Origin of the sequence: Hoylesella timonensis S9-PR14 (genome assembly GCF_000762405.1) — a bacterium.
GTDB lineage: Bacteria > Bacteroidota > Bacteroidia > Bacteroidales > Bacteroidaceae > Prevotella > Prevotella timonensis_A.
Genome location: NZ_JRPQ01000075.1, coordinates 44,040 through 61,695, shown reverse-complemented (window position 1 = coordinate 61,695; position 17,656 = coordinate 44,040). Strand labels below are relative to the sequence as shown.

The following is a 17,656-nucleotide window of genomic DNA, read 5'->3' as shown; positions in this document are numbered from 1 at the left end:
ATTTTACCAAAAAACGGCCATCTAAAATCTTCAAAATAGAAAAAATCAATAGGCAAACGAGATGCAAAAATGCACTGATTTTAACAAAATAAACGTCTCTCGAAGCTGAAACATTGACTTTACGGGCTTGGAAACATACATTAGCGGTGTTATTCGCATGTATCAAGCCCATTAAAGCATGCAAATTGTTAGCTTATTTCAATGGGTTAGTCGAAGAAAAATTGGGGAAAAGGGAGTAAAAGGAGAGATTTTATTTGTAACATGTTCAATAACAAGCGATTATAAACCTCGCGCATAACTCGCGTATTTGCGACCCACTTTGCCGTTGGTGATTTACACGCGAGTTTTGAGAGGCACTTTGTAAAGGAAATTCAGTAATAATTATCCTTCCATCCATGTGTTACCAACACTATAATGGAGCAACACGAACATACCGAGTAAATTCGTGAAGTTCAGTTGAGACAGCCAGTTCAAACGTTTCGTAATATCTAAAAATGCGAAAAACACCGTTGTTGTCTTTTACCATTGTTGAGGGATAGGAGAGAGGATACAGTTCTTTTCGCTTTCGGAAAAACGTCTACGTTGTTTAGTTTCCTTTATATTACACTCACGTTTTTGTGTTTTCTGCTGATTTCGTTGTTGATTTCTTCTCCATTGTTTACAATCACAAAAATATATCATTGCTTGTAAAAATAGCCATGTATTTTGGGCTTGTTCGGTAAGATAGCGGTTGTAAATGTTATTCAAAAAAAAGGGAACAAACATCACATTGAGTTTGTTCCCTTTTTTTTGAAGGTGTTTATCATCAAGTGGTGCTTATATTTCCACTTGTCCCTTTATAACTACTCCGCAATAGGCAATATACCACAACTGCTGTTAAATGCGAAACCAGCTCCAAGCACATTGGAGATGTCTTTGGTAGAGGGCGATGATGGCGAGAACACCAAACCGCTTAAGTTCGCTTTTTTACTTACGCAGGCTGCCCAATAGAGTCCACGCTTTCCGGCATCCTCTACCTGTCCTGTCAGATTATTGCGACCAGCTGGTGCAAACAATAGATAGTAGTTCTGCATATTTTTCTGTATCCACCTGCCAGCGTCCCAATCTCCTTTGGTATAGCTGCCGTTATTGGTGAAAATAGGAATGTAAGCCACTGGCAAAACCTTGTATCCTGCGGGGCATGGGTCGTAAATTGACTTATTTGTATTTGTCAAATCGTGATTCTCCAAGGTTGTGTTGCTTGCCCAAAGCGAATAGGTTTCTCCGTTGTTGAACTCTGAATAGAGATGCGCTCCCGTATAGAAAGTACCAGGATTTTGGATGAAGTCTTGTATTCGTTTGCCATCTGTCTCAGCAGGTTCAATGTTGAATCCAGCCACATCAATATTAGGCATTGGGTCTTTTCTACCAAATTGATAAGAGGTGGTATTTATTTCTCTGTAGTAAACAGGCTTTTGGATAATCTCTACCGTGGCGGTCTGGCCGTTGTTGTCGTTCTGCTTGAGTTTTATTTTTATGTGCCTATCCTCTGTTCTTGCCGTTCCATTGCTGTTCTTGCTTTGCAGCCATTTAACGTATGCAAGTCCCAGCGGCTCTTTTGCTACCACATTTATTATGTTTGTTCCTTTTTCCAAAGTCGTAGTATTCAATGCTTCTGGAGACGTAAACCATAGGTGCCACGACCACATGACAACGCCGTCTTTGTCGGTTACTGCCACAACGGCATTACCATTCTTTATATTCTTTTTATCAACGGTAAAGACAAGATTATTGTTTTGTATCGACACATTGTTGCTTACCTGATTGCCGTCTTGCCAAATAATCTTGGCTTTCGTACCACCAATGATATAAGGGGAGCCTATCTCTTTTCCCTGATAGTCTTTGTAGCATTTGCGAGAGGTGTCGTAAGCACTTGGATTGGGTTGTCCGTTCTTAATGGCGTTGCCATAGACCAATGGAATGGCGTATGTACCAGGGGCGGAAACGATATAGCAGTTGGCGGTGTTTCCACCCATTTTTACATCGTACCCAGGATTGTTCGTAGCCAGGTTGAATGGACTAAAACTTGAACCGTGTACTGGACTGTTTTGTAACGTCTTGTTCCTGTCAGCCACTTCGTCAACAACATCCCAATGCACGGTTGCCATCACCTTTTCACCCGACGTAGTGGCAGCACCTGCACCAGATGTTTTATCCAGCTTAATCATTTTGTCAGCCTCTGAAGCATTGATAGCATTCCAGTGATTACCGCCATCGGTAGACACTTCATATCCTTCAACTGTCCATCCCAATGGCGTACCACCTGTTTTGTAGCTTGTAACGGTAAAGGGCACAGCTTCCGTCTGGGGTTGCGTCTTTGTGTCATAGGTCAACACCTTTCCGCCATTCACTGTGAAGTGATAGTCGCTTTTTCCAGTCTTGCGATAAAAGCTATAGGTCTTGGTCGTGCCAGGCTTCCAGTGTGCCTTTACTGTTCCTGTAATGGTTTTTCCTCCCACAGCAATCCTGATGGTAATATCTCCCTCTTGTGGAATCATGAACATGGTGTTGAAGTCATTCGCTATATGCTCTGACGATCCTACGATGCACACATTGTTCTCGGTTTTGAATCCATATTTACCACCGTAGTTTGTTAGCTCAAAAAAGGTAGGCTCATCGCTGGAAAGTTCCCATGTGCCAAATTTGTTGCTCTCATCTGGTAGGATGTATGTTCCTTTCGCCTTGACGTTGGCAATGGTCACACTTGAGATATTGTCATCTTTACCAACACCCAAGACGTCCTTCCCTATTTTGAAGCGCAAAGCAGTAAGCGGATGTCTGAACGTCAGCTTTATCGGAGGACATTTCTTTTCCTTTTTGTTCTCTTGGCTGAGAGTTACCACATCTGACGTAGCGGTAACAAAATCCAACTGCTGACCAACGTTATCTTTCACCTCAAAGTCTATCTTTTTCTTGCCGCCCTCTTCTCGCAGGTTACCTAATCCGTCCAGACTGGGACCGTAAGCATAAAACTTACCGCAAGGCTGGCTACCTTTCCATATCAGCGATCCGTCTATTGGCGATCCGTTCGCATTGAAAGTCTGGTCCTTGAATTTGCTGTCCATAGCTAAAGAACCAGAATTTGCGCCAAAGAAAGCTGTGGCTTTGAATTGATTGCTCAGTGCTCCGTTTGTAACAAACACATGCGCACCTCGGGTCGTAGCTTGAACATCGTCTATTTCGGAGGGCAATCCAGGGGTTGTCTCTTCTACGATGGTTACGGTACTGCCGTCTGAGCAGTGCCCATCAAACGTGCGTACGGTGATGTCTGATGGCTTCAGTCCCTGCATTTCCAGGTGTGTCGCCCGGCTTGTCATCGCCTTTGCCAATGCTTCGTCGGCTGTACGCGTAGCGTCTTGGATGTTGAATGTGATGTGCGTGGTTTCGCTGCCATTGTTTTCGGTGTTATCGATATCATCAGTGCATGCCGTGGGCAGGAGCATAAAAGCGACTGCCAGCGCACAACTCTCCACATATTTTTTGGTTGATAGTGTCATTTTCTTCATGATGTTGTTATGTTGTTTTAATAAAATGTTATACTTTGGCGGAGCGTCTAATTCATCTCCCAGTCTACCGCCTCTTCTCCATCATCCACTCGTTTTACTTCTTCGATGTCAAGAATAGGTTCATTAGACTTTAAGGGAATATCCGAATTTTGTAAAATAGCTACATCCATTTTGGTATGTATCACTGTGCACGAAGGTTTTATGTACTTTTTTCTCATAGTTGTAATTTTATTGATTATTGGACAATTTGCTGGTATAAAAAATGTCATGAAGACATTTCAAGAAGTCATGTTTTAGGGTATCTCTCACGCATAATGCGAAGATGATTACATAACAAAAGGAAAACCTATCAATTTTCGTCATATCGTTATCGTTTTCTAATTTTCGAATTTGAGTTGTAAATTTACGCTATTTTTTCTTATCTGCAACGGTTTTACAGTTCTTTTTTTTTTTTGATTTAATTAACTGATAATATCACAATTTTTTAGCACTTTTGTCTGCAAGAATTTAGAGAAATACCTCTTTATTATATAATGCGAATTATCTTCATTGTCTTAAGAATAAAAAGCAGTAACCATTAATCTGAATACTATTTAATGACATTTTTTGTTTTAAGTAGGTGTTCTACTAAATAGGGAAATTAAGCTCAATCCTACTTATATAGGAGAGATAATGAAATCAAAAAAAATAAATACCCTAAAATAATGATTGATATATTGTAAAAAATATATATATTTGTATCCAAATATTGTTATAACAAGATTGAAGCAATGAAAGTTCATAAGATGTACGAACCTGAAGATAAGCTTATTTCCATTATTGGAGACAACTATAGTGTTCTTCAGAGTCTTGGATCGTTTGGCATTAACTTAGGCTTTGGTGACAAAACGGTTCGTGAAGTTTGTGAGAGTCAGAATGTGGATACTTATACTTTTCTGGCGATAGTGAACCTCACCATAAATGGGTATAAGGGGGATGAGGACTCAAATGAACTGAATATTCCTACCCTGATTCAATATTTACGTGCAAGTCATTCGTATTATCTTGATTTTCAATTACCATTTATTCGAAAGGAACTGACAGGCGCTTTGGACGAAACCAATAACTTGGCTCGACTCATCTTGCGGCTATATGATGAATACGCACATTCTATCAGAAACCACATGCGGTATGAGGAGAAGAATGTTTTTCCGTATGTCGATGATTTGTTGAATGGTAAAATCAACGAAACATACGATATTGAGACCTATTCTAAACACCACGGACAAACAGACTTGAAGCTGAAGGAGTTGAAGAATATCATTATTAAATATTTACCTTCTAATGGACTGAGGAATAATCAGTTGACAGCCACATTGTACGATATTTATAATTGTGAACAGTGGCTTACGCTTCATTCTATGGTAGAAGATGAAATATTTATCCCTGCCATTCGACATATAGAGAAGAAGTTAAGACAGAGTGATGTTTCCATTAAGATATCTTCGATGCTCAGTCAGGTACCACATAGTCAGGAGATTTTAAGTGAGCGCGAAAAGGAAGTTATCGTCAGTTTGGTACAAGGTATGACGAATAAAGAGATTGCCGACCATCTATTTATTTCTATCAATACGGTGATTACACATCGCCGAAATATAGCACGAAAGCTGCAAATACATTCTCCATCGGGTTTAACAATTTACGCAATAGTGAATAATCTGATAGATATTCGCAACGTCAAGCTATAAAGTGCTTTTCAAACCGTCAAGGAATAAATTGTTTCCGCTTTTCTGTTTATTTGGTTTTGGGTTGCGGTGAAGCGTCTGGAGTTTTTGTTTTGACTTTTTTCTGACGCCTCCTTCCAAACAAGTCACGTAGATTCGTAAAGTCTTTCTTGATAATTAAGCCCACTCCTTGTGTTGTTAAGCTGTTGCGAGTGAAATATCGGTCATTGGTCTGATTATAAATCTTTACCGCCAAATTGCCATTCGGATAGAGTAAGTATTTGATGTCAAAATCGCCAATAAAAGTAGTGGTCGCATTTGGATTATCACGATATCCAAATTGCCCATTGATATTTAGGCGGTTATCTAACAGTCGTCCAGACAAGCTCCCTTCATATTCTGCATTGTTAAATCCTTCTGTTCCAGGGGAAATATTTGCACCGAAGTTCCAATTGGTATTGTCGATCACAGAATTTAAGACCGTATTTATCTGTTGACTCAATGTTCCACTCAAAATGCTTTGCATGGCTAACGTTGCTTGACTGGGTTGAGTGGGGTTATTGATAGCTGCATTTTTGGCTTCTTGTGAATAAAACCTGCCTACTGCGAGAAGATACAAAACTTGTTGCTTCATTTCTTCTTCACTATTCATCAAACTATATACCATTTGCTTTGCATCATTGTTAATGGTTGGCAGGTCTAAGTTGAAGTCAATTTGCGGCTTATCGGGAGTGCCAGTGATATTCATCAAACAGTTGACACGAGTATTGTTCCTTGTGAAAGACTTTCCGATATTCAAGTCAGCTAAGCTAACTCCATTCACTGTGTAAATGGCATTTAGGTCTAAGGTGGCAAGGTATGGATTTCCACCAAATGCAATCGTTCCTCCTTGTCTAAACTGGAAATCCTTCTTGATGATATTTTGAACTGTCAGACGATAGATGCCATGATCCACCACGTAATTGCCATAAATATCAAAGGTTCCCTTATTATAGTAATTGGTTCGTAACACTCCATTCCCTCTCAAAGAGATGTAGTCGCCTGTCTGATTGTCCATAATAAGTTTAATCTCCATGTTTGGCGTACAATTGATAAGGAAGTTGAGTCGGATGTCACTTGGGATTTCCCGTAAAAACTGTGTCGTTTGTTGCAGTGGTTCGAGTTCATTCGTCGCACCATTCTTAATAGAGTCGGCTTGTGACGTCCATTTAATAAACTTTTGTGTATCTAAATGCCCATAGCCAGCAACATTGTAAACAAATTGTGAACCCTTTTGCGGAGTCGCATCCACATCTATAGTCAGTTCACCGCTTTTTGTTTTAATGTTACAATCTCCTGTTAAATAAGCGGTTCCATAAAAGTTTTCCTCTCCAAAATCGTGTGTATCATACGCCAACAAATGGTCTGCCTTCACATGCAAATCGCATTGTATATCACTGAGGTGGTCATGTTTTAAGACACCGTTAAGGAGTCCGGTGTGTTGGTGACGATCGTAAATGATGTTATGATTAAAAATAATTTCGTTAGGGACTAACCTAATCGTATCGTTCTTTAAGGTATAGGTAGTATGAATGGGCGTAATTCCAACGGTTCCATCTGCTACTACCTGTCCCGTTAAGTTCAAACTACCTAAGTTTCCAAAGAGTCGAAGCCTACCACGACCATTCGCATCTACCTGTTGCATAAAGCTATCGCAAAAGCCCTCCAAGAACTCTAAGCGAGTGTTGTTGGCTAAGATGTCTAAATCCAAGTAATCACGTTCAGGAGAAACGTATCCACGAATCAGAGTCTTACGGTATTCATCATTGGCAACAGCGTTGATGTCAATTTGTTTAGCCTTTTCGTTCCAAGCGACGTGCGCATCTAAGGCGCCCATTCTTCCTGTCTCGAACTTGAATTGATTTACCAACACATCGGCATGACCTTTCGGATTTCCAAACAATCCAGACGCAACAGCTTTGCCAGACAATAAACCTCCAAACTCTACAGCATGAAAGTTAAGAAGATTTAGGACATAGCTAACGTCGATATCTTTTAAGTCTATCAAGAGCGAATCATTAGGATTGCGGGTTGCCAATCCACTAACAATGACATGCTGTTCATCGTGGTGAATAGAGAAGTAATCTACATTCAAATGCTTCTTACTATAAATAATGTCAGAGGGTTCTATTCTCCAAATACTATCTTCAACTAATATTTCAGAAGGATGTATGCTGATATGGGCAGCCGCATCTCCTTTGTTATTCTTGAAGAATTGTGTTTCTGTGTTGACAGTGCCTCGGAAGGGATGCGCTTCATGATTATCAAAAGAGAGTTTTGTCAATAAATGATTGTTGGCAGCTGCAGACTTTACCGACCATGACCATTTCTTGTCTTGCTTGTTCAAACGATTCAGTTCGGCATCCAGACAAAGTGTATCTTGTCGTGTTTGAAGATGAGCATAGCATTGATAATATTTCTTACCCTGATAAGTAAAATCTGGTGCTGTAATATGGACATTCATTAAATTCTGTGAACTCTCCATCGTTCCACTAATTTGTAGCGGTTGATGTAGCACAAATGGAACACCAAAGAAGTAGGGCGCCCAATCTGTATTACGAATATCTGCATAAAGTCGAGCATTCGTGGGAGCGGTATGCCGTTGACGTATTGGAGTTAAGTGCTGCAAACTGGGTAACTTCTCTATCAAGATGTTTGCAACATTTTGAGAAAGAGCATCGAAGTCGAATGTGCCTACTATCATAGCACTTCCAAAATCCCCATTAATGGATACAAAATGTTCATGCTTTTCATCAAAGCCAGTCTGCAAATCCAAATTGTTGAGTTGATATTGCGAACGCTGATCAACAATTCTAAGATGATTTAAGCTCAATTGACCTGTTACATCCTTTAATGATTTACCAGAAACATTTGCACCAACTTCAAAACTGACTCTGCGATGAGGAAACTTCTTAGAAATATTAAGCGCTGCTAAATGTAAATCCTTCGCCTGCGCATCTAACTGCACTTGGTAAATTGTTTGATGACGATTTACTTTTCCTCTAATATGAAGTTCTCCGTTGGGATCATTGAGATTTGCAACTCCCTCAAAGCTTGTAAGCTCATTTTTTGGATTGAGTAGACCGTTGCCGTCAATATAAATATGTTGATAAGTGTAACCCTTATAGTCAATTTTCGATATATCTCCCTTCAATAGGAATTTAGAATGGCTCGAATTTCTTTGAAAATCTTTCAGTTCTAATCTTGAAGTAATATTTCCTAAGTCTTTTCTTTCCAATAGTTTATCAAGACTAAGCTCTATCGTTTCTAAAGCTCCGTTGTAGTTGTTTTTCTCTTTATGCAAACGAAACTTCACTTCACCAAGGTTTGATGCCAGCTGACCATCAATGTTGAAGTTTTGTTGAGTACCGCGAGCCAAACCTTTTAATTTCAGATTTGTGAAGTGCTGAAAAGGGGACTGTTGCGCTATCTTCGGGAAAAATGCGGTCAACATTTTGTTGGTTGCTTCCAATTCTTTAAGCTCCAACATCCATTTCAGGTTTTTATCCAAGCCCTGCAGTGTTGCGTTTGCAGTGGCTTTGAGCATCTTGTCTGCTTGTACCTGCAAGTTAGACAGCGTTAATGAACTTCGATTTCCATGAAACGAGGTTTTGATATCAAACGGAGAAGTATACTTGGAGAGTTGAGCATCTAAGAAAGAAAAGTCTGCTAATGTAAGCTTTGAGTTTTTGATTTTACCCTTGTATGAAAGTGTAGATAAATCAATGTGATGATTCTTTTGATGATAGTTTGTGCGAACTTCATCGACATGAAGCATCGAATGGGGGAGAGAGAGGTTGAAATTCTCTAAAAAACATGAAGAAGAGTTTGCTATTAACTTAGCAGTTAAGGATTTAACATGTAAACCAGACTTTTCCTTGAACGATAAGTTTTTTAATTTAACGTTGAGAGAGTCATTCGAAAAATGATTAAAAACAATGTGCGAACTTATCTCTGTTAATGCCAAATCATTGAAAGAAAAATGATTTTCTTTGGGTTGATCAAGGACTTGATAACGGATGTTTCCACGACGGATAATCATTGAGTTTAGATTGATTGGTGTGGATTGTGAAGTGGTGTCTTTAGATGCAAGTGAATCGATGAGGAATTGGAAGTTTGTTTGTGCATGCTTGTTCGCCTGATATAAATTGGCTTTTATGCCAAATAACTGTGCAGACGAGATGTTGATACCTCCACGCATCAACGAGAATACATCAAGCTTTATTGAAAGACGTGAAGCTTGGAGCATGGGGACTCCTTTTTGGTCGTCCATGAATAACCCGTCAATAACCAATCGATTCAAAAAACCTAAATAAACTCGTTCGACACGAACTTGTGTCCCAAAACGTTTGGATAAATAGCTTCCTGCTTGTTGCCCCATTAAAGTCTGAATTGCTGGAATGTGCAACAAAATAACTATTGTAAGATAAAATCCTACAATGCTCCATAAAGCAATATTTAATATATTTTTGAACTTTCTCAGGGCAATCTTTATTAATTGGATGCAAAATTACATCATTTTTCTGTACGAACTAAATAAATGCCTGGAATTTCTTTTATTAATCAGTAAAAGTTACTAATTTTGCCAAATAGATAACGTTTATAAAATTTGTATATACTTTTTTATTCGAACAAGGTTTAATTTATATAATTTATGGTAAGTGTAATTAAGTTACGTAAGGGCTTAGACATTAATCTTAAAGGGAGAGCCAAGGAAGAAAAAACTTCCTTGAAACTGAGTCATGAATATGCGCTCGTTCCAGACGATTTTGTCGGCGTAACCCCTAAAGTGATTGTACACATTGGTGACGAAGTGAAAGCTGGTGAGGCACTCTTTGTCAACAAAAACTTTCCCGAGGTGAAATTCTCATCGCCTGTGAGTGGGAAAGTAAAGTCAATCGTGAGAGGTGAAAGGCGCAAGGTAATGGCTGTTGTCGTGGAGACTTCACAACAACAAGAGTTTGTTGATTACGGAAAGAAAGATGTAACCCAACTTTCTTCCGAGCAAGTCATCGAATCATTGTTAGAAGCAGGCATCTTTGGTTATATCAACCAGTTGCCTTATGCAGTATCAACTAACCCAAAAGAATGTCCGAGAGCTATCTTTGTATCAGGTTTTAGAAACATGCCTTTGGCAGGAAAGTTTGAGTTTGAACTGCAAGGCAATGAAGAAGCTTTTCAGACTGGATTAACGGCTTTGTCGAAGATAGCGAAAACCTATCTGAATATTCATGCGAATCAGAAAGCAACTGCATTGACGCAAGCAAAGGATGTCGAAGTGACCGTTTTCGATGGCCCATGTCCTTCGGGTAATGTCGGTGTGCAGATTAACCACATCGCACCTGTAAATAAAGGCGAAGTAGTTTGGACCGTTGAGCCTACTGCCGTGATATTCATAGGTCGTTTGTTCTTGACAGGCAAAGTACAACTTACACGAACAGTTGCTGTGGCTGGCAGTGAAGTGAACGAACCAAAGTATGTTGATACCTTGGTGGGAACACCAATATCTGACCTCTTAGCTGGACAAGTGACAAAAAAAATAAATCCAGAAGATGGAGAATGTCTTCGTATTATCAACGGAAATCCTTTGACAGGACGACAGTGTCATCTGAATGATTTCTTAGGAGCTCATACTTCAGAGGTATGCGTCATTCCAGAAGGTAATCAAGCTGACGAGTTATTTGGATGGATTTTGCCAAGAACCAATCAATTCTCTGCTTCACACAGTTATTTCTCTTGGTTAATGGGGAAAGAAAAGAAGTACGATGTGGATGCTCGTATTAAAGGAGGAAAACGCCACATGATTATGAGCGGTGAATATGATAAAGTGTTGCCAATGGATATCTTTGGTGAATATCTGATAAAAGCTTTAATAGCTGGAGATATTGACAAACAGGAACAGTTAGGTATTTATGAAGTTTCACCAGAAGACTTTGCCGTTGCTGAATTTGTTGATTCTTCTAAATTAGAACTACAGAAAATCGTACGTAAGGGATTAGATACATTACGTAAAGAAAACGCATAAAGATATGAGTTTGAAAAAATATTTAAATAAAATCAAGCCACACTTCGAAGAAGGTGGAAAACTCCACGCTTTTTGGAGTATTTATGACGGTTTTGAGAGTTTCCTTTATGTTCCGAACACAACAGCCAAGACAGGTGCACATATTCATGATGCCATTGATTCCAAGCGAATCATGAGTTTGGTAGTGATTGCGTTAATGCCTGCGCTTTTGTTCGGAATGTATAATATTGGTTATCAAAACTATTCTGCTGCAGGACAATTGGCAAACGCTTCCTTTTGGGAGATGTTTTGTTTTGGATTTCTTGCACTGTTACCAAAGATTTTGGTTTCTTATATTGTGGGATTAGGTATTGAATTTGCCTGGGCACAATGGAAAAAAGAAGAGATACAAGAAGGATATCTTGTTACAGGTATGTTGATGCCACTCATTATTCCAATAAGCTGTCCATTATGGATGTTAGCCTTATCCATTGCTTTTGCAGTTATCCTCTGCAAGGAAATATTTGGGGGTACAGGCATGAATATTTTTAACATTGCTTTATCGGCTCGTGCCTTTTTGTTCTTTTCATATCCAAGTGTAATGACAGGAGATACTGTTTGGGTAGCTAATCATTCCATTTTTGGATTAGGAAATACATTACCAGATGCTACTACAATGGCAACTCCTTTAGGTGAGTTGGCACAGCACACGGACATTCCTTATACCATCAATGAAATGATGATAGGATTAATACCTGGTTCTGTTGGAGAGACAAGTGTTATTGCGATAGCTTTGGGTGCGATACTCTTACTTCTCACTGGCATTGCTTCATGGAAAACAATGTTCAGCGTTTTTGCGGGAGGTGGAATCATGGCAGTGCTTTTCCAATCTCTTGGAATGACTCCTATTGAATGGTATGAACACTTAATTTTGGGAGGTTTTTGTTTTGGTGCTGTCTTTATGGCAACAGATCCTGTAACATCTGCACGCACAGAGACGGGTAAGTACATCTATGGAGCTCTGATTGGAGTAATGACGGTGATTATTCGTGTCATGAATCCGGGATATCCAGAAGGTATGATGCTCTCCATATTGTTTGCAAATATGTTTGCTCCACTGATTGACTATTGTGTAGTTCAACACAATATTAATAATAGAATGAAACGTTTAACTGCTGATAATAAATAAGACAATGGCTGAAGAAAATAAAAAAGGATTGAATACCAATTCTAATTCCTATACGATTATATATTCAATCATTATCGTGATTCTTGTTGCGTTCTTGTTGGCTTTTGTATTCCAGGTTTTGAAACCTATGCAAGATGCTAACGTTGCATTGGACAAGAAGAAGCAGATATTAAATTCGTTGAATATTAGAGATTTGAATAATGAAGAAGCTGCTGCAAAGTATCAAGAAGTTGTACTTGCTGACGAAATCATAGATGAGCAGGGGAATGTTCTTGAGAAAGGTGAACAGGGTGGAGAAAACTACGGTTTTAAGCTCAATTCAGCAGACTTTAAGAATGGAAAGTTAGCACTCTTCGTTTGTAAGGTTGATGGACAAACCAAATATGTGATACCTGTTTATGGCATGGGACTATGGGGAGCTATCAACGGTTATATTGCCATCAATGCAGACAAGTCGACTGTCTTCGGAACTTATTTCGACCATGAAAGTGAAACAGCTGGATTGGGAGCTGAAATTAAAGACAATCGTGCATGGCAAAATCAATTCCAAGGTAAAAAACTATTTGCTCAAGATCCCCAAAAAATCGCATTGGCTGTTAGTAAGAAGGTGGAAGACCCTGCCACGCAAGTCGATGGTATAACGGGTGCTACGCTCACTTCCAACGGTGTTACTGAGATGTTGCAGACTTGTTTAGGTGCATATATGAATTTCTTAAAAGCTCATTAAATTGATTTATAATTATGTCATTATTTTCAACACAAAATAAGAAAGTCTTTACAAACCCTCTCAATTTGGATCATCCTATTTTGGTTCAAGTCTTGGGAATCTGTTCGGCTTTGGCAGTAACTTCACAATTAAAGCCAGCTATTGTCATGGGATTGGCAGTGACGGTTATTACTGCATTTTCAAATGTAATTATTTCGATTATTCGCAACACCATCCCAATGCGAATCCGTATCATTGTGCAGTTAGTTGTCGTTGCGGCATTGGTGACGATTGTCAGTCAGATCTTAAAAGCTTATGCGTATGATGTAAGTGTTCAGCTTTCAGTATATGTGGCTTTGATTATTACCAACTGTATTCTGATGGGACGCTTAGAAGCATTTGCGATGATGAACAAACCTTGGCCATCTTTTCTTGATGGAGTAGGTAATGGGTTAGGTTACGCAATGATTTTAGTTGTTGTGGGAGCTTTCCGTGAATTATTTGGTAGAGGAACTTTATTAGGATTTACGATTATTCCGTCGTCTTTCTATGACTTTGGATATATGAATAATGGTATGATGGCAATGCCAGCCATGGCATTGATTCTTGTAGGATGTGTTATTTGGATTCACCGCGCATATTTCTATAAAGAAGAACAGTAACGGATACTAAATATTTTAATTAGAATTATTATGGAACATATCATATCATTATTTTTTAGATCGATATTTGTCGACAATATGATTTTTGCATTCTTCTTAGGAATGTGTTCATTTTTGGCAGTATCGAAGAATGTGAAGACCTCGTTTGGTTTAGGAATGGCCGTGACGTTTGTACTTTTTGTCACCGTACCAGTGGATTATCTCCTACAAACTAAAATACTCGATCCATTAGGGTTAAGCTATCTTAGTTTTATCATCTTTATTGCGGTCATCGCAGGTATCACTCAATTAGTTGAAATGTTGGTGGAGAAATACAGTCCCTCATTGTATTCGTCTTTGGGTATATTCCTCCCACTGATTGCCGTAAACTGTGCCATCATGGGTGGCTCCATGTTTATGCAACAGCGTATCAACTTGGATCCAAGCAATACCCAATATATCGGTAACATCGTCGATGCCATCGCTTATGCTGTGGGTAGTGGATTAGGATGGACACTCGCTATTGTGTTAATGGGTGCTATTCGTGAGAAATTAGAATATAGTGATGTACCAAAGCCTTTGCAAGGACTCGGTATTACATTTATAACAGTAGGACTAATGGCTATTGCCATGATGTGCTTCTCTGGATTAAAAATATAATTAGCTATGAATTTTAGTTTTATATTAACAAGTATTGTTGTTTTCTTGAGTGTAATACTCTTGCTTGTCATTATTTTGCTTGTGGCAAAAAAATATTTGTCTCCAAGCGGAAATGTCAACATCATTATTAACGAAGACAAGACACTCAGCGTTCCACAAGGTGCTTCTATCATGAGTACCCTCACCCAAAATGGCATTTACTTACCTTCTGCATGTGGCGGAAAGGGCAGTTGTGGACAATGCAAATTACAAGTGATTGAAGGTGGAGGTGAAATCTTGGATTCAGAGCGTCCTCACTTTTCAAGGAAAGAAATAAAGAATAATTGGCGTTTGGGATGTCAGTGCAAGGTGAAAGGTGACTTAAAAATCAAAATACCTGAAACCGTTTTAGGTGTTAAAGAATGGGAATGCACCGTCATCAGCAATAAAAACGTGTCGAGCTTCATCAAAGAGTTCAAAGTACAATTGCCTCCTGGTGAGCATATGGACTTCATTCCAGGCTCTTATGCTCAAATATCTATTCCTGCGTTTGATGTTATCGATTACGACAAGGATTTCGACAAGAATGACATTGGCGAAGAATACATTGGTGCATGGAAGAAATTTAATATCTTATCTCTCAAGGCTCACAACCCAGAACCCACTGTTCGCGCATACTCTATGGCGAACTATCCTGAGGAAGGAGATATTATTATGCTGACGGTACGTATTGCATCCACTCCATTTAAGCCACGTCCACAGGTAGGATTCCAAAATGTACCTACGGGAATTGCTTCCAGTTATATCTTCTCTTTGAAACCAGGTGATAAGGTAAAGATGAGTGGACCTTACGGTGACTTCCATCCAATCTTTGACTCTAAGAAAGAGATGATTTGGGTCGGCGGTGGTGCTGGTATGGCTCCTCTACGAAGCCAAATTATGTACATGCTCAAAACGCTGCACACAAGAGATCGCGAGATGCACTATTTCTACGGTGCTCGCTCTCTGAACGAAGCCTTCTTCTTAGACGACTTCCACGAGTTAGAAAAAGAATATCCTAACTTCCACTTCCATTTAGCTTTAGACAGACCTGATCCAGTAGCTGATGAAGCAGGAGTAAAATACACGGCTGGTTTTGTTCATCAAGTAATGTATGATACCTACTTAAAGGATCATGAGGCTCCCGAAGATATAGAATACTACATGTGTGGTCCTGGTCCTATGAGTGCCGCTGTTCAGAAAATGTTAGATAGTATTGGTGTCGATCCTGAATCTATCATGTTTGATAACTTCGGATAAGTTAGTGCAACTCAAAACAACTTATTTATAATTATAAAAGTCGCTGAATATCAGCGACTTTTTTTCAATTCTGCATATCATTGTTGCAACTTGATTATTGATAGAATTTGCAATTCTTCATATGGATATGAGAATGTAGATCAACGCTGTCCCTACGACTGATTCCTATCCACGCTATCGTCAATCACTTTCACAGATTTTTGTTGTCCGCCTCTCTTGCTTGAAGGTGTTTACGTACCTCACATAGTTAAGCCTGTTATCTACATGCTTCAATGTTGCTGACCCATGTAGATAACAGCACTAATTCATGCAGATTGTTGTCCAAAACAGACTGTTTTGGACAATAAAACAGACTGTTTTGCACGGTTAAGTTATGCAGATAACAGCATTAACTCATGGAAATAACACGATTACTCCATGGAGATAGTTTTACAAAGTTATTTGCCTTTGCTGCTGGAGGTAGTGAAAAGGGGAGCCACCTCTGGTCGGTTCTTATTAATGACGATGAGGTGGTTCATATTGTAATGTATGGTCACCAATCTTTTTTCGGTGTCTATATCGAAGTTGTCCATGCCTTGCTCCAAGGGAATGAACTTGGGGATAAGCGGTTCTGCATAGGTCTTGGCAGCTGGAGTGTGTGCTATTTCTACGTCACTTATAGGCAGCCGAATGCCCAAGTCGCTCATGCGTCGTCCTTCTGCCAAGAATATTTCTTGACGCATCAGGTAAATAAGTTCTAATAAAGCGTCGTTGTCTTTGCATTCATCTATCATCTCTGCAGTGACCGATGTGCCCGACACCGTGGGAACTTGTATCAGATGCGGTGATTTACGATTTAACACCAGTCCACTGCGGAAAGGGTCCTTGGGCGATGCTGCCACTCGGTAATCAGCTGCATCGGGATAGTGTTTGAATCCACCATTATATCGTCCTTCCAATTGGTCGTTAAGTTGCTGTTGTACTGGTCGTTTAGCAACCAGCTGCAACAGTTGATTTAATTCTTTTTTAGCTTGTTGCGATTGTCCTTGAGACAGATAGGCTTCTGCCAAGATGAGATAATTTTCTTCGGCTTTCGCAATACTGATAGGGCATTCATCGGTTGCCTTTAGCTGGAAGTATTTTGGATCAAGGAAGTCGAGACGGGGTAGTGGCTGGTACATTGTTTTCCAAATAACATCTTGCATACTGTTGGTCACATTGTTCTTGCCGTCAAAGGTTACTTGCTCTATAAAGTCGTTGCTATTTTGCAGTGCCAATTTGCTTTCGTCAATAGCATTTTGCGCCTTTCCCATCACATAGTACACTCTTGCTTTGAGGGTGTGTATCAATGCTTTTTCATGATTGTTGGTGGCATACGTCAGTGCTTTGTCAAGGGTGGTTTTCGCCAGTTGCAGTTGTTCATTAGCTGGTAGCGGATTGCCTCCTACAGTGGTGGGTAAGGCACGAAAGTTCTCACCTGCTAGTAAGAAGGCATAGGCTTTCATCGTATGTAACTTGAACAGATGTTCTGCGGTGGTGTGTTGGTCGTGCTGGCTCACCGTATTGATGCCATAATCGGCAGATTCACGCAGATTAGCAACCAAACGTTGCAGATCGGCAATATCAGGATCGGTGTTTTTCAGTTCCGGTTTGTCAAACACTTTGCTTTCACGCGTATAGTTGTTGAAATAGTTATCAGAGATAATTTCGGTATGGAGACAAAATTTGGCAATGGTGGTAGCAAATGCTTTCTCTGCACCGTTTACCCATATATCCATGGCACGATCTGATGCTAAGTATGTGCCTTCTCCAACATTGGGGTTTTCTACTTCGGTTGGCTCTATCAGACTGCAAGAAGCGAGTATGAACGTAAGTGCCAATCCTGTGCTATGTGTAATGAACTTATTCATGT

Annotated in this window: 11 protein-coding genes; 7 read left to right on the top strand and 4 right to left on the bottom strand. The window is 39.6% G+C overall.

The genetic code is table 11. The features are described 5' to 3' along the window. Positions 1-842 precede the first annotated feature (842 nt). The gene (locus HMPREF9304_RS05125) at positions 843-3,545 is read right to left on the bottom strand and encodes a fimbrillin family protein (protein ID WP_036927044.1); all 2,703 of its coding nucleotides are present in this window, start codon (positions 3,543-3,545) and stop codon (positions 843-845) included. A gap of 47 nt (positions 3,546-3,592) precedes the next feature. Then, positions 3,593-3,763: a hypothetical protein gene (locus tag HMPREF9304_RS14345; RefSeq protein WP_156104766.1), complete on the bottom strand. Its 171-nt coding sequence runs from the start codon at positions 3,761-3,763 to the stop codon at positions 3,593-3,595. Between the two features lie 552 nt (positions 3,764-4,315). Between HMPREF9304_RS14345 and HMPREF9304_RS05120 the strand changes: the two genes are divergently transcribed. Beyond that, positions 4,316-5,272, top strand: a complete 957-nt coding sequence (locus tag HMPREF9304_RS05120) for a LuxR C-terminal-related transcriptional regulator (protein ID WP_036927042.1) — start codon at positions 4,316-4,318, stop codon at positions 5,270-5,272. A 46-nt stretch (positions 5,273-5,318) separates the two neighbouring features. Here the strand turns inward: HMPREF9304_RS05120 and HMPREF9304_RS05115 are convergent, their stop codons facing one another. Beyond that, positions 5,319-9,668, bottom strand: a complete 4,350-nt coding sequence (locus tag HMPREF9304_RS05115) for a translocation/assembly module TamB domain-containing protein (protein WP_231564472.1) — start codon at positions 9,666-9,668, stop codon at positions 5,319-5,321. A 273-nt stretch (positions 9,669-9,941) separates the two neighbouring features. Between HMPREF9304_RS05115 and HMPREF9304_RS05110 the strand changes: the two genes are divergently transcribed. The 6 genes from HMPREF9304_RS05110 to nqrF are packed head-to-tail and all read left to right on the top strand — an operon-like array spanning position 9,942 to position 15,765. Continuing rightward, positions 9,942-11,312, top strand: coding sequence for a Na(+)-translocating NADH-quinone reductase subunit A (locus HMPREF9304_RS05110; RefSeq protein ID WP_036927038.1), 1,371 nt, complete (start codon positions 9,942-9,944; stop codon positions 11,310-11,312). A 4-nt stretch (positions 11,313-11,316) separates the two neighbouring features. After that, entirely contained in the window at positions 11,317-12,480 is a 1,164-nt protein-coding gene (locus HMPREF9304_RS05105) for an NADH:ubiquinone reductase (Na(+)-transporting) subunit B (RefSeq protein ID WP_008121826.1), read from the top strand. A gap of 4 nt (positions 12,481-12,484) precedes the next feature. Further along, entirely contained in the window at positions 12,485-13,207 is a 723-nt protein-coding gene (gene nqrC / locus HMPREF9304_RS05100; RefSeq protein WP_036927036.1) for an NADH:ubiquinone reductase (Na(+)-transporting) subunit C, read from the top strand. 14 nt (positions 13,208-13,221) lie between these two features. Next, entirely contained in the window at positions 13,222-13,848 is a 627-nt protein-coding gene (locus HMPREF9304_RS05095; RefSeq protein WP_008121832.1) for an NADH:ubiquinone reductase (Na(+)-transporting) subunit D, read from the top strand. 30 nt (positions 13,849-13,878) lie between these two features. Beyond that, entirely contained in the window at positions 13,879-14,487 is a 609-nt protein-coding gene (gene nqrE, locus HMPREF9304_RS05090; protein WP_036927034.1) for an NADH:ubiquinone reductase (Na(+)-transporting) subunit E, read from the top strand. A 6-nt stretch (positions 14,488-14,493) separates the two neighbouring features. After that, positions 14,494-15,765, top strand: coding sequence for an NADH:ubiquinone reductase (Na(+)-transporting) subunit F (gene nqrF, locus HMPREF9304_RS05085; protein WP_008121835.1), 1,272 nt, complete (start codon positions 14,494-14,496; stop codon positions 15,763-15,765). A 437-nt stretch (positions 15,766-16,202) separates the two neighbouring features. Here nqrF and HMPREF9304_RS05080 read toward each other — a convergent pair whose 3' ends face one another. Beyond that, positions 16,203-17,654: a RagB/SusD family nutrient uptake outer membrane protein gene (locus HMPREF9304_RS05080; protein WP_036927032.1), complete on the bottom strand. Its 1,452-nt coding sequence runs from the start codon at positions 17,652-17,654 to the stop codon at positions 16,203-16,205. Positions 17,655-17,656: the final 2 nt, after the last annotated feature.